Here is a 16991-nt window from a genome sequence, read left to right on the forward strand (position 1 = left end):
AGTCCACCTCCGGAGCCTGTCGGGGAAGAGCTCCGGAGGTAGGTGATGGTGGTGGCTCAGATGGAGATCACGTTGTGTGCAGGGCCGTATGGGAAGCCGGTGATGTTTTCCGCACCATCCAATCCGATCACCAGGATGTCGTGCTCGCGATATCCGCCTGCACCCGGAGTGCCTTCCGGCACCCACAGCATCGGCTCCATGGAGACCACCATGCCGGGTTCCAGCACCGTCTCGATATCCTCCCGTAGCTCCAGTCCGGCCTCGCGGCCGTAATAATGCGACAGGATTCCGAAGGAGTGCCCGTAGCCGAAGGAGCGGTAGTCGAGCAGGCCTTCCTGATGGAAGAACAGGTTGATCTCTGCGCAGATTTCGTCGCACCGGGCACCGGGCTTTATCAGCGAGATGCCGAGTTCGTGCGCAGCGATATTAGCTTCCCAGAGCCGGAGTGTGTCCTTGTCCGGCTCGCCCAGCGTCAGGGTGCGTTCGAGAGCTGTGTAGTAGCCGGAAATCATCGGAAAGGTATTGAGGCTCAGCAGATCGCCCGCTTCGAGCGTGCGCATGGTGACCGGGTTGTGGGCGCCGTCCGTGTTCAGGCCAGCCTGGAACCAGACCCATGTGTCCCGCATTTCGCTGTTGGGAAAGGCTTCTGCTATGGCCAGCTCCATGGCGTCGCGCCCGGCCATGGCGACGTCGATCTCGCGTGTACCCGGCCTGATCGCATCCCGGATCGCCGCACCGCCGATATCGGCTATGCGGGCGCCTTCCCGGATCAAGGCGATTTCCTCTGCCGATTTGACCATGCGCTTGCGCATGGCGGCGGGGGCGATATCGACGATCTCATTGATGCCGGTGACCTCTTCCAGAGCACCACGTGCCTGCAGGGTCAGGTGATCGCCCTCGATGCCGATCCGGTCGGCCCTGCCGATCAGATCGCGGACCGCGCGCCAGAAATTGTCCCGCTGCCAGTCCGTGTAGATGACGTTGTCGGCGATGCTCCGGCGCCAGGGCTGGCCGCCGTCGATATTCGCCGAAACGGTGGTGCAGGCATCCATGGTAACGACACAGCCGAACGGCCGGCCGAAGCTGCAATAGAGGAAGCCAGAATAATAGGCGATGTTGTGCATCGAGGTGAACAGCACGGCGGGCAGGCTGCGCTCGGCCATGACCTCCCGCAACTCGAAGAGCCGGCGCTCATATTCCGCCGTCGAGAAGGGAAGCGGCGCCTTCTCTCCATTGTGCCGGGTGAAATGCGTGGGGCGTTGTTGTGGGGTCATCATCCTGATCTCCATCCGAAACGGACGCGGGCGCGCCCGGTAATCCATCCGGGCGTACAGGATGCTGGATCACCCCCGATTTCTCCCGGAGGCCGCATGCGTGAACCACGTTCGCGGCGACGCCATCGCCGCACATGCTGGTGCGAGACTAAATCCAGGAATCCGCTCCGGTCAACGGCAAGTATCGTGATGAAGTGGGGCTGCAGAATTTTCTGCTTGCCCACTCTCTTAAACGCATATCAATATATCATTTAGCGTTTAGGGGAATTCATGACGGATCGGTCGGTCAATATCAGTGCGCAGGGGGCGAGCGGGGCATTGCGGATGCCGCTCTACCACCAGATCTTCCTGATTCTGCGGCAGCAGATCATGGATGGCTTGCACGAATATGACGCGCTGATCCAGGGCGAGCAGGAGCTTGCCGAGACCTATGACGTCTCCCGCATCACCGCGAAACGAGCGCTGGACGAGTTGGCCGCTGAAGGTCTGGTTGTCCGGGAGCGCGGGCGCGGGACGCGGGTGCGGTACCGGCCGAAGGCGCGGGCTTACAAGGCCTCGATGGACGGGTTGCTGGAAAACCTTATCGCCATGGGCCTGGAGACGGAAGTGAACCTTCTGTCCTTCGGCTATGTCCCGGCGGCGGAAGAGGTCGCGGCGGCGCTGTCCTGCCCGATCGGCCAGGAAGTGCAGCGCTCGGTCCGGGTGCGCAGTGTCGAGGGTCAGCCCTTCTCCTTTCTCACCACCTTTGTTCCCGCCGATATCGGCCGCCGCTATGGCGCCGAGGATCTGGCGAACAAGCCGTTGCTGTCGCTGCTTGAGCGCGGCGGCATTCAGGTCGATGCCGCCAGCCAGCTGATTTCCGCGACCCTCGCGGATGCCGAGGTGGCGGGACATCTCGGGGTCGAGGCCGGGTCCGCCCTGCTGAAGATCAATCGCATCGTGCGCGACCGGGACGGGCGTCCGGTCGAGTACATCACTGCTCTCTATCGCCCGGATCAATACCAGTACCGGATGGTGCTCTCGCGCGTTCAGGGCGAGACGCACAATACCTGGACGCCGAGCCAGGACGCGGCAACGACCGCGGCGGAATGAAACGATAAACCAAACGCGCTTACCAAACAGGGGAATGGCTATGAAAAAGACCTATACGTTCAATCATCTCTCGCGCCGCCAGGTGCTGGCCGGTGTTGCCGCAGGCGGCGCGGTTGCCGCTGCCGGAACGCTCGGCATGCCGCATATCGCCCGTGCTGCCGATGCCGTGAAAGTCGGTGTCGTGCATCCGGTGACCGGCTTCCTGCAGTTCTCCGGCACCCAGTGCCGCTTCGGCGCGCTTGCCGCGATCGAGGAAATCAACGCGTCCGGCGGCATCAAGGCGCTCGGTGGCGCAAAGCTTGAGGCGGTCCTGGGCGATGCCCAGTCGAAAGCCGAAATCGGCGCGGCCGAAGTCGAGAAATTCAACGAGGCCGGTGTCTCCGCCATTGTCGGTGCCTATGCCTCCGGTATCTGCCTCGCCACCACACAGGCTGCTGCAAAATACGGCATCCCGCATGTCGTCGACGTCGGCGTGAACGACAAGATCGTCGGTCGCGGTCTCGAGAACACCTTCCGTTTCGGCCCGGGCTTCGGCAGCATCACCAAGTCTGGTGTCGATCATCTGATCGCCATCAACGAGGCTGCCGGCAAGCCGACCAAATCGGTCGTTATCGTGCATGAAAACACCACGCCGTTCGGCAGCTTCATGGCCGGCCTGCTGGAAAAGAACCTGGCCCCGGCCGGGTTCGAGGTGAAGGAAGTTCTGCCGCACCCGACCGGAAACAAGGACTTCAGCAATATCGCGCTGAAGATCAAGGAAGCGAACCCGGACCTGGTCATTCCGTCCCACTATTACGGTGACGGCGTGCTGTTCCTGCGCACCCTGCAGCGCCAGCGGGTGAAGCCGAAAGCGATCTATTCCGTGCTCGGCGGGGCCTCTTCCCAGTATCGCTTCGTGAACGAGTTCCCGGATGCGGCCGATTACGTGATGGACTGCAATCACTGGTTCGACCCGCGGAAAGCAGCGGCTCAGGCCCTGCGCAAGAAGACTGAAGCGGCAGGCAAGTCCTTCTCTTACGAAGTCTTCCTGGCCTATGAGGCGATGATGTTCGCCGCCGATGCCATGGAGCGCGCCGGCTCCGCTGATCGTGCCAAGATCATCGAAGCGATGGCTTCCAGCACCTGGTCCGACCACTTCATGCCGTATGGCGCAACCAAGATGGTCAATGGCCAGAACGAAGGCGCTCAGGCCATGGTCATGCAGGTCCTGAACAAGGATATCGAAGTCGTCGCACCGAAAGAATTCGCGACCAAGGCCGCGGTGTTCCCGCGCCCGGCCTAAGTACTGGCTCTGACAAACAGCGATGGGGGCGGAGTACCCGCCCCCATCGTTCCACGCGGCCCGAACGCGATAGTAATTCATGGATTTTCTCGGTATCAGCCTGCCGTCCTATTCTCTCGAGACGGTCTTCGGCTCCGCCATCAGCGGTATTTTCCTCGGTGCGATCTACGCTCTGGTCGCGCTCGGATTGACGCTGATCTATGGCGTTTTGCACATCATCAATTTCGCCCATGGCACGCTTCTGATGCTGGCCATGTATGCGGTTTTCTTCCTCTGGAGCGTGTTCGGGGTCGATCCCTATGTCGCCATGCTGATCGTCGTGCCGGGAGGGTATCTTTTCGGCTACGCATTGCAGCGGAGCGTGATCGGCCGGACCAGTCATGGCCGGGACGAGATTATCCTGCTGACCACGCTCGGCGTCTCCATCGTGCTGGAGAATTTCGCCCTTTTCGCCTTCTCCGCGAATGAGCGAAACGTCCAGGTGCCGTATGATTTCGACGGTATTGACCTCGGCGTCGTCTATGTCGTCTGGCCGCAGATCGCGGCGCTTGTCGGCTCCCTGCTGATCACGGCGGCGCTCTGGGTCTTCATGCGCTTCACCGATACCGGCAAGGCCATCCGGGCGGTCGCCAAGGAGCGGCAGGGAGCCCGTCTGATGGGCATCAATGTCGAGCATATCTTCGCCGTCAGCTTCGGCATCGGCACGGCATGCGTTGCCGCCGCCGCCAGCCTGCTGGCGCCCACCTACGCCGTGTTCCCGCAGGTCGGCTACCTCTTCGTGCTGATCGCCTTCACCGTCGTCGTGCTTGGCGGCATGGGCAGCTTCGTCGGCGCTCTCGTCGGCGGACTGGTGATTGGCATAACGGAGCAGATCGGACGGCTCTATCTCGGTGAAAGCCTCGGGCTGATCACCATTTCGGCGATCTTCATCCTGATCCTGCTGTTCCGGCCGACCGGCCTCTTCGGGCAAAGACTATGAGTATGTTCACGACCATGAGTACCGGAAACATGCAGCGGATCGGCTGGGCCGTTCTGATCGGTGCCCTGCTCGCGGCGCCCTTCGCGATCCATTCCGGCCGCTGGATGGAATTCATCGAGCTGACCCTTTTCGCCGCCCTGCTCGGGCAGGGCTGGAACATTCTCGGCGGTTATGGCGGGCAGTATTCTTTCGGTCACGCGCTGTTTTTCGGCACGGCGGCCTATCTGCAGGCACTGCTGCAATACAAGCTCGGCTGGAGCCCGTGGCTGACCCTCTGGATCGCCATCGGCGGCTCGGTCGCGGTCGCTGCATTCGTCGGTTTTCTCAGCTTCCGCTATGGCTTGCGCGGCTCATACTTCGCGCTTGTGACGCTTGCATTTGCCGAGGCGTTCCATGTTCTGTCCCGCTCGCTGGTTTCGGTCACCGAAGGCGGGCGCGGCGTGCAGCTTCCGCTCAATCAGGACCCGGAGCAGGCACTGGCCACATTCCAGTTTACGTTCGCCGGGCCGTTCCTGTCGGAAGCCGGATATTATTACACCATTCTGGCCTTTCTGCTGATTGGCTTCGCGGTCACCGGCTGGCTGAACCACTCCCGTTTTGGCGCGCAGCTCCAGGCCGTGCGCGAGGACGAGGATGCGGCGTCGGCTCTCGGCATCGATCCTTTCCGCGTAAAGATGAGTGCGATCTGCCTCTCTGCCGGTGTCACGTCGCTTGCCGGGATCTATTACGTGCAGAAATTCCTGTTCGTCGATCCGGGCATTGCCTACGGGCCGGGCAAATCGGTGGAGGCGCTGTTCGCGGCCATCATTGGTGGCGTCGGCACCGTGCTTGGCCCGCTGCTCGGCTCGGCCTTCATTCATCTCGTCGGCGAATTCGCCAAGGAAACCATCGGCGCGATGCTGGGGGACCGGCCGGGTGTCGACCTGATCCTGTTCGGGATCATCCTTGTGCTGATGCTGGCCTATATGCCGCGCGGGCTGGTCGGTCTTGTGGAATTGCTCTGGCGGAAACTCATGACGAAGCGGGGAGACGGCAATGCTTGACGTTTCTTCCCTGACCAAGCGCTTCGGCGGCCTTGTCGCCGTCAATGGCGCCAGCCTGACCGTTGCCGAGGGTGAGATCGTCTCCCTGATCGGCCCGAACGGAGCTGGCAAGACCACGCTGTTCGCCTCCGTCGCAGGCTTCCTGAAGCCGAATGAGGGTAGTGTCGTGCTCGACGGAGAGGACATCACCGGACACAAGCCGCACGAGATCTGTAGGCGCGGCATGGTCCGCACATTCCAGGTGGTGAAGCCGTTCGCCGGGCTCAGCGTGCGGGAGAATATCGCCGTCGGCGCGCACACAAGGATCGCCGGACGGGAGGAAGCACTCGCCTTCGCCGGCAAGATCGCCGAGCAGGTCGGCCTCAGCTCCATGCTGGACCAGTCGGCGGGGGACCTGACTGTTGCTGGTCGCAAGCGGATCGAGCTCGCCCGGGCGCTGGCGACGCAGCCGAAGCTGCTGCTGCTGGACGAGGTCATGGCCGGGCTCAACGCGACGGAGATTCTAGAGATCGTCGAGATCATCCAGCAGATCCGGGATGGCGGTGTCACCATCCTTCTTATCGAACATGTCATGCAGGCCGTGATGAAACTCTCCGACCGGGCCTATGTGCTGAATTACGGCGAGATCATTGCCGAGGGCAGCCCGGTCGAGATCGCGCACGATCCGAAGGTGGTTGAAGCCTATCTCGGACACGGGGCGAGCGAGCGGATGAAGTCCGCGGGAGGTGTCGATGCTTGAGATCATGGACGTCAAGGCCGGGTACGGTCATGCGAAAGTGCTGCACGGTGTCTCTCTGAAGGTCGGCGAAGGCGAGCTTGTCGCGCTGCTCGGCAGCAACGGGGCGGGCAAGTCGACGCTGAACAACAATATTTCCGGCATCTACAAGCCGTTCGCCGGCAGCATCCGGTTCGATGGTATCGAGATTGCCGGCGCGCCGGCAGAAGAGGTCGTCGATCGCGGTCTGATCCAGGTGCCGGAAGGCCGCCGGGTTTTCCCGAACATGACAGTGCGGGAAAACCTGGAACTCGGCTCCTACCGTCGTGCCACGCCGAACCGGGCCCGGAACATAGACAAGGTGGTCGGGATCTTCCCGCGCCTCAAGGAACGGTTCGATCAGTATGCCGGCACGCTTTCCGGTGGCGAGCAGCAGATGCTGGCCATCGGTCGCGGCCTGATGGCTGAACCGCGCCTGCTGATTCTGGATGAGCCGTCGCTGGGCCTGTCGCCGCTGCTGGTGGAGGAGATGTTCGCGCTGATCCAGAAGCTGCGTGCCGAAGGGCTTGCGATTTTCCTGGTGGAGCAGAATGTCGTTCAGTCGCTGGAGATCGCCGACCGGGCCTATGTCATGGAGAACGGCCTGATCACGGTTGAGGGACCGGCGCAGGATCTGATGCATGACGAGGAGCTGCGCCGCTCCTATTTGGGGATGTAGTCATGAGCATGACACTGGCGGAAAAGATCATCGCGAAGGCGGCCGGGCAGGACAGTGTCCGGGCTGGTGAAATCGTCACCTGCACCGTCGATCTCGCCATGATCCATGACAGCGGTGGGCCGCGCCGGGTGAAACCGGTGCTGGAGCGCCTCGGCGTGAAGGTCTGGGACGCGAAGAAAGTGGTCGTGATCTCCGACCATTTTGTCCCGGCGGTGGACCAGCAGAGCGCGGCGATCCTGAAACTGACCCGCGACTGGGTGAAGGATCAGGAGATCGAGGATTTCTACGACCAGCAGGGCATCTGCCATGTGGTCCTGCCGGAACGCGGCCATCTGAAGCCGGGCATGTTCGTGGTCGGCGGCGACAGTCACTCCCCGACCGGCGGCGCCTTCGGTTGCTACATGTTCGGCGTCGGGGCGACGGATATGGCGGGTGTGCTGGTCACGGGGGAGACCTGGATCAGGGTGCCGGAAACAATCCGGATCGACTGGTCCGGCGCCCTACCGCGCGGCTCTTCGGCCAAGGACATGATGCTGAAGCTTTGCGCCACCCTCGGCATGGATGGCGGCGATTATCAGGCGGTGGAATATACCGGCAGCACGATCGCCGGCCTCTCCATGACCGAACGCATGACCATGTCGAACATGGCGGCCGAGCTCGGCGCGCAGGCCGGGTTGATCGCGGCGGACAGGACGACGGCGGACTATATCCGCGCTGCCGGTGCCGATCCGGACGAGGGCACGGCCTTCGCCGGGGACGAGGATGCGGCTTACCGCGTGGTCCACAAGTTCGATGCCAGCGCGCTTGGCCCGCAGGTTGCGGCGCCGGACAGTCCCGCCAATTCGGGTCCGGTAGAGGATGCCGACGATGCGCCGGTCGACCAGTGTTATATCGGCGCCTGCACCGGCGCGAAGCTGGAAGACCTGCATATGGCGGCCGAAGTGCTTGGTGGCCGCAAGGTTGCGAGCGGGACACGTCTTCTGTTGGCCCCGGCCTCGACCCGGATTACCGCCGCCGCTGCCGCTGACGGCACGCTTGTGAAGCTGACGGAAGCGGGCGCGATCCTTATGCCGTCCGGCTGTGGTGCCTGTGCAGGCTACGGCGCGGGCGTGCTTGCCGAGGGCGAGACCTGCATGGCCTCGACCGCGCGGAATTTCAAAGGCCGGATGGGGGCGCGCTCCTCGAAAGTCTATCTCGGCTCGCCCTATACCGTTGCCGCGACCGCCGTGCGCGGCCGGGTCGCCGACCCGCGCCCCTTCCTGGCGGAGAACAAATCATGAGCGGTAAGGCTTGGAAATACGGCGACAATGTCGATACCGACCTGCTTGCCCCCGGCGCCTACATGAAGGGCCCGGTGGAGGAGCTGGCGAAACATTGCCTTGAAGCCATCGACCTTGAATTCGCGCCCAACGTGCAGCCGGGCGACGTCATCGTCGCGGGCCGGAATTTCGGCATCGGCTCCAGCCGGGAGCAGGCGGCGGAAGTGCTGGTTCTGCTCGGCGTGAAGGCGGTTATCGCCAAGAGCTTCGGCGGCATCTTCTACCGCAACGCCTTCAATCTCGGCCTGCTGGCGCTGGTCGCCGACGCCGAGGCGGATATCGAGGCAGGGCATGTGCTGGACCTCGATCCGGCCAGCGGCACCATCAGCAACACAACCACCGGCGCGCAGATCGCCGCCGAACCCGTTCCCGAGCATCTCCGCCGCATTGTCGCGGCCGGCGGGCTCGTTCCCTATCTCGAGCAGAAACTGGAGAAACACTCATGACGCCTTCAAGCGTCCTGAAACAGCGGCTGAAACAGCCCGAGATCCTTGTTGCGCCGGGCGTGTTCGACGCCTTCAGCGCCATGGCGGCGACCAATGCGGGCTTCGAGGCGCTCTATGTCTCCGGCGCCTCGATCGCCTATACCCGTCTCGGCCGCCCGGATATCGGCCTGTTCGGGCTTGAGGAAGTGGCGGACGTGGTCTCGCATATCTCCGAGCGGGTCGACCTGCCACTGATTGTCGATGCCGATACCGGCTTCGGCAATGCGCTGAACGTCCAGCGCACAGTCCGTCTGCTGGAGCGTTCCGGCGCCGCCGGGATCCAGATTGAGGATCAGGCAATGCCGAAGCGTTGCGGCCATCTGGACGGCAAGGCGCTGGTCTCTAAGTCCGAGATGGCGGGCAAGATCCGCGCGGCCGTCGATGCCCGGCGGGACGAGGCGACCCAGATTATTGCCCGCACCGACGCTATCGGCGTCGAGGGCTTCGAAGCGGCCTTGGAACGGGCTGCGGCCTACAAGGAAGCCGGCGCCGACGTGCTGTTCGTCGAGGCGCCGCGCGACGAGGCGGAGATTGCCGAAGTGATCTCCCGCTTCGGCTCCGACATTCCGCTGCTGGCGAACATGGTCGAGGGCGGCAAGACGCCAGCAAAGTCCGCCGAGGACTTGCAGGAAGCCGGGTTCGATATCGTGATTTTCCCGGGTGGCCTGATGCGGGCGCTCGCCGTGACGATCACCGACTATTTCCAGAGCCTGCATGCCAACGGCAGCACCAAGCCGTTCCAGGACCGGATGCTTGATTTCAAGCAGCTGAACGATCTGCTCGGCACGCCCGGTATTCTCGAAGCCGGTAAAAAATATGACGGGGAAGGCGCGTGATGGCGGCTCTCGATCCGGTCACACTCGCGGTTCTGAAGGGCCGTCTCGAACAGATCGCTGACGAGATGGACGCGACCCTGTTCCGCAGTGCCTTCAACCCGATCATCGCCGAAGCGCATGACGCCTCGCACGGGCTTTACCATGCCGAGACAGGCGAGACGCTGGTCCAGGGCAAGTCCGGCCTGCCGATCTTCGTCGGGGCCATGTCCTTCGCGGTGAAGGCCGTGATCGACAAGTTCGGCGCCAGGGGCATGATCAGCGAAGGCGACGTCTTCATCTTCAACGATCCCTATGAAGGCGGCACCCACCTGTCCGACTTCAAGCTGGTGCAGCCCTTCTACCGGGACGGCAAACTGTTCTGCTTCCTTGCTTCGGTTGGCCACTGGCACGATGTCGGCGGCAACGTGCCGGGCAACTACAACCCGGTCGCGACCGAGAGCTTCCAGGAAGGCATGATGATCCCGCCGGTGAAGCTGTTCTCCAAGGGAGAGCTGCGGCAGGACGTGATCGACATCATGCAGGCCAATTCCCGCCTGCCGGGCAGCCTCTATGGCGATCTGAACGGCCAGATCAACGCGCTGCGTCTCGGTAACGACCGGCTGGGTGCGCTGCTCGGCGAATATGGCGCTGACACTGTCGCCGGTGCCATGACGGAGCTGCGGGACCGGGCGGGTCAGCTTATGCGCAGCCTGATCGCGGACATGCCGGACGGACGCTATTCGGCGGACGATTTCCTCGATAATGACGGGATCGTGGACGAGCCGCTCAGGATCGCGCTCGATATCGTCATCGAGGGCGAGACCATGGTGCTGGATTTCTCCCGCACCTCGCCTGCCTGTGCCGGCCCGGTGAACATCTCCCGATCGACCGCGATTGCCTCCTGCTACGTGGCGCTGAAGCATGTCTTCAAGGACGTACCGGCCAATGCGGGCGTGCTGGAGCCGATCACCTTCGTCATTCCGGATGACAGCCTGCTGAGCGTCAAGGCGCCGAAGCCCGTCGGCGGCTATACCGAGACTATCCTGCGTATCATCGACACGGTGTTCGTCGCCCTCAGTACAGCGGCGCCGGAGATGGTGAATGGCTGCGCCTATGGCACCATCAACGCGCTGTCGCTGGCGGGGTACCGCAAGAACGGCCAGCGCTGGGTGATGTTCTCCTTCTTCGGCGGCGGCCATGGCGGTAACCCGGAAGGGGATGGCCTCAACCACGGCAACGCGCCGATCTCGACCGCGACCATCCCGCCGATGGAAATCCTGGAAGCGGCCTATCCTGTGCGCTTTACCCAGTGGGCGCTGCGGCCGGACAGCGGCGGCGCTGGGCGCCATCGCGGGGGCCTCGGCGCGATCTACGAGATCGAGCTTTTGGAAGAGAACGCGGATGTCTTCCTGTTCGGTGAGCGTGGCCGGTTTGCGCCGCATGGCGTGGTCGGTGGCGGAGACGCCGCCCTCAACAAGTTTATCTATGAGCAGGCGGACGGCGATCACACGCCGCCGATGGCCTCCAAGATGGTCGGCATCAAGCTGGCGCAGGGCCAGAAAGTCCGGCTGGAGACACCGGGCGGTGGCGGGTACGGCGATGTGCTTGAACGCGCGCCTGATGCTGTCGCGGAGGACGTCCGGCTCGGCTATGTCAGCGCCGATGCGGCCGCCAAGACGTATCGCACAATCATCGCTGGCGACGGAACCGTCGACACAGCGGCTACCGAAGTCCTGCGCGCGGAGTCTGCGCAATGAATGATCTGAGCCGGAAGACCGTCGTCGGAGTCGATGTCGGCGGGACCTTTACCGATCTTTTTTTCCTTGATGAAGCGGCCGGAACCTGCGGTGTAGCCAAGGTGCCGTCGACCAAGCCGGACCAGTCGGTCGGCATTCGCGGTGGCATCGCTGAGGGCGGTGTGGAACTCGGCGCCATCGGCACCATCGTGCATGGCACCACGGTCGGCACCAATGCGCTGTTGGAGCGTAACGGCGCCCGCACCGGGGTGATCACCACGACCGGTTTCCGCGACGTGCTGGAAATGCGCCGCCGCGACCGGCCGCAGACCTGGGGCCTCTGGGGCAGTTTCGATCCGGTGGTGCCGCGTGATCTGCGGCTTGAGGTGGATGAGCGCGTGCTGGCGGACGGGTCCGTGCATACCGCCGTCGATCCGGAAGCGGTGAAGCAGGCCGCAAAGACCTTGTTGGAGCGCGATGCTGAATCCGTCTGCGTCTTCTTCGTCAATTCCTACGCCAACGACGCGAACGAGAAGGTGGCTCTGGAGGCCGTCCGTGAGGTCTGGCCGAACCCGCATATCACCGCATCCAGCGTGATCCTGCCGGAAATTCGTGAATTCGAACGCGGCTCGACCGCCTCTCTCAACGCCTATCTTCAGCCGCCGGTGGGCAACTACCTGGAACGGCTGGAAGACGGTCTGCGCGATGGCGGCTTCGGCGGTCAGGTGCTGATCGTGCAGTCGAACGGCGGTGTCATGTCGGCCAAGGTCGCGCGGGAACTGCCGGTGCGTACCGCGCTTTCCGGTCCGGCAGCCGGTGTCATCGCCGGTGCTTATATCGCGGAAGCGGCGGGCGAGCCGAACATCATCACCTGCGACATGGGGGGCACCAGTTTCGACGTTTCCCTTGTCGCGGATGGGCAGAGCGCGCTGAGCGCCCAAACCTCCATCGATTTCGGCATGGTCGTCCGCACCCCGATGATCGAGATCACCACCATCGGTGCGGGCGGCGGTTCCATCGCCTCCGTCGACCGGGGCGGGTTGCTGCAAGTCGGCCCGGAAAGCGCGGGCTCCGATCCGGGGCCGGTCTGCTATGGGCTTGGCAACACGCGCCCGACCGTGACCGACGCGAACGTGGTCATGGGCCGGATCAATGCGGAGCGCCCGATCGGCGGCAAGCTCGACCGACTGGATGTGGAAGCCTCGAAAGAGGCTATCCGCGTGCATGTGGCGGAGCCGCTGGGCATTGAGGTGATGGAGGCGGCGGAAGCTATCGTCCGGGTCGCCAATGCAAAAATGGCGGGTGCCATCCGCCTTGTCTCCATCGAGCGCGGGCACGATCCAAAAACCTTCACAGCCATGCCGTTCGGCGGCGGCGGCTCGCTGCATACAGGCGCGCTGATCAAGGAAGTCGGCCTCGCCCGTGCGCTTGTCCCCCGCTACCCGGGCGTCACCAGCGCGCTTGGCTGCGTCATCGCCGACATGCGGCATGACCGGGTGCAGACCCTGAACACCATGCTGGACATGCTCGATCTCTCGGCCCTGAACAAGGCGGTCGAGGAGATTGTGATCGAGGCCGAAGGCCTGCTGGACGGCGCCAATGTCGCTTTTGAGGGCATCGAGCGTCTGGTGGAGTTCGACATGCTCTATCTCGGGCAGACCCATACGGTCTCCGTGCCGGTTCCTGACGCGATGAATGGCAGCAGATCTGAACTCGATACGGTGAAGATCAGGGCGGCGTTTGAGACGGCTTATAAAGCTACCTTCGGCAGTCTGCTGGACGGGATCGGCATAAGGGTGATGAACCTGCGGGTCGCCGTGATCGGCACGCGCCCGAAATTCGATCTCGCACTGCTGGCACCGTCAGAAGGCGGCTCGGTCGACGCGTCCCGCACCGGGGCACGGCAGATCTGGTTTGACGGCAAATGGTGGGACAGCCCGGTCTATGATCGACTGTCATTGCCGGTCGGCGCGGAAGTGCCGGGCCCGGCGGTGCTGGAGCAGGCGGATACCACCATTCTGGTCGATCCGGACCTCACGGGCACGGTCGACAGCTACGGCAACTTCGTCATTGCAAGGAAAGCCTGATGAGCGGGGAATTCGATCCGAAGACGACGGCGCTCCTGCTGGTCGACATGCAGAACGACTTTCTTCACCCGTATGGCGCCTACGCGAGGGGCGGTGCGTCTGCGCCGGAAATCGCGGCCCTGCCGGAAAAGCTGAAACCGGTGGCGGATCGGATGCGCGAGGTCGGCGGCTGGATCGTCTCAACCCATTTCACGCTGGTTCCCGGCAAGGAGGGTGAGCCTTTCGTCTCGCCGCACCTGAAGCAGCTCCGTCCGTTTCTGCGCAAGGGCGATTTCGAGCCCGGCAGTTTCGGTCAGGACTTGATCGAGGGGCTGGCGCCCGCCGATATCAAGGTCGAAAAGGTGGCTTTCTCCGCCTTCTATATGAGCCGGCTCGAATGGGTGCTGAACCGGGCCGGGATCGACCATCTGATTGTTGGCGGTATCGTCACGAATGGCGGCGTTGCCTCGACCGTACGGGACGCGCATGTTCGTGATTTCCATATCACCGTGCTGTCCGATGGCTGCGCAGCTTTCTCCCCGGAAGTGCACGAAACCAATATCGCCGCGCTGAAAAGTGTTGCCGAAATCGACACCTGCGCCAGCGTGATCGGGCGGTTGCAGCCATGATAGGTGTCGCATCCCCGGAAGATGTCGAGTTCCCTGCCTGGGTCCAGACCATCGTTATAGGCGCCGGGGCCTGTGGGTTGACGGCAGCGCTGGCGGCTCAGGATGCGGGTGGCGAGGTGCTGGTGCTGGAACGGGACGAAAGCCCGTTCGGCTCCACCTCCATGTCCTCCGGTTTCATCCCGGCGGCGGCAACCCGCTGGCAGCATGAGCAGGGTATCGACGACGACCCCAGCCTGTTTCTGGAAGACATTCAGCGCAAGTCCCACGACCGCTCCGATCCGACGGTGGCGGCGGAGGTGGTCGAGGCCATTGGTCCCGCGCTGGAATGGCTGGAGGACGAGCACGGCATCCCGTTCGAGGTGCTGGAAGGTTTCCTCTATCCCGGACACAGCCGGCACCGCATGCATGCCGTGCCGGAGCGTACCGGCGAAGCCCTGCTGACCCGGCTTTTGCAGGCGGTGATGGCGGTCGGTATTCCGGTCATGACAGACGCCCGTGTGACGACGCTGTTCGCCGACGAGGACGGCCTTATCTCCGGTGTCGAGGTGACCCGGCCTGATGGCACAACGGAGCTGATCGGCTGCGGCAGTCTGATTCTCGCCTGCAACGGCTACGGTGGGAACCCGCAGATGGTGGCTGCGAACATCCCGGCCATGGCAGAGGCGGAATATCACGGCCATGCGGGCAATACCGGCGATGCTGTTGTCTGGGGTGAGGCGCTTGGCGCCGAGGTGCGCGATCTGACGGCCTGTCAGGGCCACGGCTCCCTCGCCATGCCGCACCGTATACTCATTACCTGGGCGCTGATGATGGAAGGTGGCATCCAGGTGAACAAGAATGGCGACCGTTTCGCCAATGAGCATCAGGGCTATAGCGAGCAGGCCGTTGACGTGCTGAAGCAGCCTGACGGGGTGGCTTTCGATATTTACGACGCGCGGCTGCATGCGCTCGGGCTGGAATTTCCGGACTACAAGGACGCGGTCAATGCCGGTGCGGTCAGGCAATGCGACAGCGTCGAGGAACTGGCCGAGCATATCGGCGTGCCGTTTGACAATCTGGACGCTGCCATTGCCGCAACCCACACGGATGAGGTTGACCGGTTCGGCCGGGATCTCGGCAAGACGCCAGGCCTGGAGGATCCGTTCTTTGCAGTCCGCGTGACCGGAGCGCTGTTTCACACCCAGGGCGGTCTTGCCATTGATGGCGAGGCGCGTGTGCTGCGGGACGATGGCAGTCCTTTTCCGAACCTTTTTGCCGCTGGCGGTGCCGCTGTTGGTGTCTCAGGCCCGGACATTTCGGGTTATCTCTCCGGCAATGGCCTCCTGACGGCTATCGCGCTGGGCCGGATCGCTGGAGAGACCTCTGTCAGGTAAGTTCTCAAGCGGGCGAAGCCAACGTTGACATGCAAGAACGGGGAGGTAAGGTCGTGCCCTTGAGGTAACGTCCTCACCCCAACATGGGGATGAACTCCCCGGGAACGGCCCGGCCCACTTGAAAAAATGGGGCCGGTCGATGGCTTGGCTTTATCTCGTTCTCGCAGTCAATCTTGAAGTTGGTCAGCCAACTGGGCTGAAGTTGACCGGCGCTTAGTACCCAGCATGACAAACGATCCCGATATCCAGGCCGATGGCTCCGGCCGTCCGCTCCCTGAAGCGTCTTCTGATCGCTGGGCGCTGCTGCGCTGGTTCGTATCGTCTGCGACCCTGAGCGTTCCGCAGGCGGCGGCCCCAGTCGCGTTTTCGCTACTCACCCTGAATCTCACCGGTGATACCGGAGGCGGAGCCGCGCTGATCCTCGCCATGACGCTGGCCCAGGTGCTCGGCGCGATCCCGATCACGCGTCTGGGCCGGAACTTCCCGGCGGCTAGGTTCCTGCAAATCTTGATCTTGATCCGTACGCTGGCTCTGGTGTTGATGGCGACTTTGGCAGCGACTGGGGTCCCCCTTGTCTGGTTGTTCGTTCTTGCCGCGGTTGCCGGGTCGGTGAATGGCGCGGCTTTCGGATACCTGCGCTCCATCCTCAACAGCCTCACATCAACGGCCAAGTTGCCTCGGGCATTGGGCATCTCGTCAACACTCGGCGAAGTGACGTTCGTCCTGGCGCCGGTGGTGGCCTCGGGGCTTGGAACTGTCTCGCCGATTTTCGCCATCCTGGCGCTGGCGCTTCTTGGCGCCGTCCCCGTCCTGCTCGTTCCGCATGTTCAGTCGGTTCATGGTGAGAAGGTGCGCGCGGCCAAGACCTCGGTTCTCACCCCCGCGATTGCCTTGTGGCTTATGTGCGGTGCAGCCGGCGGAGCCACCGTCGCGGCCATAGAAATCGGCGCTGTCGCTCTCGCCCTGGAGTTCAGGTGCGAGCCCGCGCTCGCCATCATGTTCACGGTCCCGTTGTGCCTGTCTTCCGTCACAGGCGGCATCCTGGTCAGCATCTACAATCGCACGCTCTCCCGCTGGACGGTCGTGCTTCTGTTGGCGCTAATGGCTATTGGGGCCGCATTAGCCGCGTTCCAACTGTCTCTCACGATAACCATAATTGGAGCTGTTCTGATCGGGTGTGTCCTCGCACCGCTGGGAACCTACTATTCCCTGATCCTCGATACGCTTGCTCCACCGCATAAGCGTCCGGAAGTATTCGCCCTGTTGCGCACCTCGAACGCGGTCGGGGTGATCTTCGCGAGCGGAGTGCTGACCGCTTTCTCAATACCGGTGGCGCTGGGCGTTGTCGCGACGCTGATGTCTATCGTCACGATGGTGGTCGCGGTTGCGTCACTCCGGAAGGGCTGAGACGGCCTAATGATGGGCATACCGGAGAGCATGCCCATCATCAGTGTGTCAGAAGCCT

Annotated in this window: 15 protein-coding genes; 14 read left to right on the forward strand and 1 reads right to left on the reverse strand. The window is 63.2% G+C overall.

Annotation, left to right across the window (positions count from 1 at the left end; genetic code table 11):
* Nucleotides 1-56: 56 nt before the first annotated feature.
* Nucleotides 57-1277 (reverse strand): aminopeptidase P family protein, encoded by a 1221-nt coding sequence (locus VOI22_RS00270; protein WP_323794603.1) that lies wholly within the window; start codon nucleotides 1275-1277, stop codon nucleotides 57-59.
* A gap of 267 nt (nucleotides 1278-1544) precedes the next feature.
* Between VOI22_RS00270 and VOI22_RS00275 the strand changes: the two genes are divergently transcribed.
* From VOI22_RS00275 to VOI22_RS00340, 14 genes are all read left to right on the forward strand, one after another.
* Nucleotides 1545-2366 (forward strand): GntR family transcriptional regulator, encoded by an 822-nt coding sequence (locus tag VOI22_RS00275; RefSeq protein ID WP_323794604.1) that lies wholly within the window; start codon nucleotides 1545-1547, stop codon nucleotides 2364-2366.
* A gap of 40 nt (nucleotides 2367-2406) precedes the next feature.
* Nucleotides 2407-3648, forward strand: coding sequence for an ABC transporter substrate-binding protein (locus tag VOI22_RS00280; protein ID WP_323794605.1), 1242 nt, complete (start codon nucleotides 2407-2409; stop codon nucleotides 3646-3648).
* 79 nt (nucleotides 3649-3727) lie between these two features.
* Complete coding sequence (locus tag VOI22_RS00285) at nucleotides 3728-4627, forward strand: branched-chain amino acid ABC transporter permease (RefSeq protein WP_323794606.1); 900 nt, start codon at nucleotides 3728-3730, stop codon at nucleotides 4625-4627.
* Complete coding sequence (locus tag VOI22_RS00290) at nucleotides 4624-5670, forward strand: branched-chain amino acid ABC transporter permease (RefSeq protein ID WP_323794607.1); 1047 nt, start codon at nucleotides 4624-4626, stop codon at nucleotides 5668-5670. Before VOI22_RS00285 ends, VOI22_RS00290 begins: the two co-directional genes overlap by 4 nt.
* Entirely contained in the window at nucleotides 5663-6409 is a 747-nt protein-coding gene (locus tag VOI22_RS00295) for an ABC transporter ATP-binding protein (RefSeq protein WP_323794608.1), read from the forward strand. The genes VOI22_RS00290 and VOI22_RS00295 overlap by 8 nt, the downstream gene beginning before the upstream one ends.
* Entirely contained in the window at nucleotides 6402-7103 is a 702-nt protein-coding gene (locus tag VOI22_RS00300; protein WP_323794609.1) for an ABC transporter ATP-binding protein, read from the forward strand. The genes VOI22_RS00295 and VOI22_RS00300 overlap by 8 nt, the downstream gene beginning before the upstream one ends.
* A 2-nt stretch (nucleotides 7104-7105) precedes the next feature.
* Nucleotides 7106-8383 carry a 3-isopropylmalate dehydratase large subunit gene (locus VOI22_RS00305; protein ID WP_323794610.1) on the forward strand — a complete coding sequence of 426 codons (1278 nt, stop codon included), beginning with the start codon at nucleotides 7106-7108 and terminating at the stop codon, nucleotides 8381-8383.
* A complete protein-coding gene (gene leuD, locus VOI22_RS00310) occupies nucleotides 8380-8868 on the forward strand; it encodes a 3-isopropylmalate dehydratase small subunit (protein WP_323794611.1) in 489 nt (162 codons plus the stop codon). The genes VOI22_RS00305 and leuD overlap by 4 nt, the downstream gene beginning before the upstream one ends.
* Entirely contained in the window at nucleotides 8865-9743 is an 879-nt protein-coding gene (locus VOI22_RS00315) for an oxaloacetate decarboxylase (RefSeq protein ID WP_323794612.1), read from the forward strand. The genes leuD and VOI22_RS00315 overlap by 4 nt, the downstream gene beginning before the upstream one ends.
* On the forward strand, nucleotides 9743-11479 hold the full coding sequence (locus tag VOI22_RS00320) for a hydantoinase B/oxoprolinase family protein (protein WP_323794613.1): 1737 nt from the start codon (nucleotides 9743-9745) through the stop codon (nucleotides 11477-11479). The genes VOI22_RS00315 and VOI22_RS00320 overlap by 1 nt, the downstream gene beginning before the upstream one ends.
* A complete protein-coding gene (locus tag VOI22_RS00325; RefSeq protein ID WP_323794614.1) occupies nucleotides 11476-13545 on the forward strand; it encodes a hydantoinase/oxoprolinase family protein in 2070 nt (689 codons plus the stop codon). The genes VOI22_RS00320 and VOI22_RS00325 overlap by 4 nt, the downstream gene beginning before the upstream one ends.
* Nucleotides 13545-14153 carry a cysteine hydrolase gene (locus tag VOI22_RS00330; RefSeq protein WP_323794615.1) on the forward strand — a complete coding sequence of 203 codons (609 nt, stop codon included), beginning with the start codon at nucleotides 13545-13547 and terminating at the stop codon, nucleotides 14151-14153. The genes VOI22_RS00325 and VOI22_RS00330 overlap by 1 nt, the downstream gene beginning before the upstream one ends.
* Complete coding sequence (locus VOI22_RS00335) at nucleotides 14150-15526, forward strand: FAD-dependent oxidoreductase (protein ID WP_323794616.1); 1377 nt, start codon at nucleotides 14150-14152, stop codon at nucleotides 15524-15526. The genes VOI22_RS00330 and VOI22_RS00335 overlap by 4 nt, the downstream gene beginning before the upstream one ends.
* Nucleotides 15527-15751: 225 nt before the next feature.
* The gene (locus tag VOI22_RS00340; protein ID WP_323794617.1) at nucleotides 15752-16933 is read left to right on the forward strand and encodes an MFS transporter; all 1182 of its coding nucleotides are present in this window, start codon (nucleotides 15752-15754) and stop codon (nucleotides 16931-16933) included.
* The last annotated feature ends 58 nt before the right edge of the window (nucleotides 16934-16991 follow it).

The organism is Nisaea sp., assembly GCF_034670185.1.
Classification (GTDB): Bacteria; Pseudomonadota; Alphaproteobacteria; order Thalassobaculales; family Thalassobaculaceae; genus Nisaea.

Bases quoted from the DNA above. Each gene is read 5' to 3' on its own strand.
- VOI22_RS00270 (WP_323794603.1), bottom strand. From the start codon at position 1,277: ATGATGACCCCACAACAACGCCCCACGCATTTCACCCGGCACAATGGA.
- VOI22_RS00275 (WP_323794604.1), top strand. From the start codon at position 1,545: ATGACGGATCGGTCGGTCAATATCAGTGCGCAGGGGGCGAGCGGGGCA.
- VOI22_RS00280 (WP_323794605.1), top strand. From the start codon at position 2,407: ATGAAAAAGACCTATACGTTCAATCATCTCTCGCGCCGCCAGGTGCTG.
- VOI22_RS00285 (WP_323794606.1), top strand. From the start codon at position 3,728: ATGGATTTTCTCGGTATCAGCCTGCCGTCCTATTCTCTCGAGACGGTC.
- VOI22_RS00290 (WP_323794607.1), top strand. From the start codon at position 4,624: ATGAGTATGTTCACGACCATGAGTACCGGAAACATGCAGCGGATCGGC.
- VOI22_RS00295 (WP_323794608.1), top strand. From the start codon at position 5,663: ATGCTTGACGTTTCTTCCCTGACCAAGCGCTTCGGCGGCCTTGTCGCC.
- VOI22_RS00300 (WP_323794609.1), top strand. From the start codon at position 6,402: ATGCTTGAGATCATGGACGTCAAGGCCGGGTACGGTCATGCGAAAGTG.
- VOI22_RS00305 (WP_323794610.1), top strand. From the start codon at position 7,106: ATGAGCATGACACTGGCGGAAAAGATCATCGCGAAGGCGGCCGGGCAG.
- leuD (WP_323794611.1), top strand. From the start codon at position 8,380: ATGAGCGGTAAGGCTTGGAAATACGGCGACAATGTCGATACCGACCTG.
- VOI22_RS00315 (WP_323794612.1), top strand. From the start codon at position 8,865: ATGACGCCTTCAAGCGTCCTGAAACAGCGGCTGAAACAGCCCGAGATC.
- VOI22_RS00320 (WP_323794613.1), top strand. From the start codon at position 9,743: ATGGCGGCTCTCGATCCGGTCACACTCGCGGTTCTGAAGGGCCGTCTC.
- VOI22_RS00325 (WP_323794614.1), top strand. From the start codon at position 11,476: ATGAATGATCTGAGCCGGAAGACCGTCGTCGGAGTCGATGTCGGCGGG.
- VOI22_RS00330 (WP_323794615.1), top strand. From the start codon at position 13,545: ATGAGCGGGGAATTCGATCCGAAGACGACGGCGCTCCTGCTGGTCGAC.
- VOI22_RS00335 (WP_323794616.1), top strand. From the start codon at position 14,150: ATGATAGGTGTCGCATCCCCGGAAGATGTCGAGTTCCCTGCCTGGGTC.
- VOI22_RS00340 (WP_323794617.1), top strand. From the start codon at position 15,752: ATGACAAACGATCCCGATATCCAGGCCGATGGCTCCGGCCGTCCGCTC.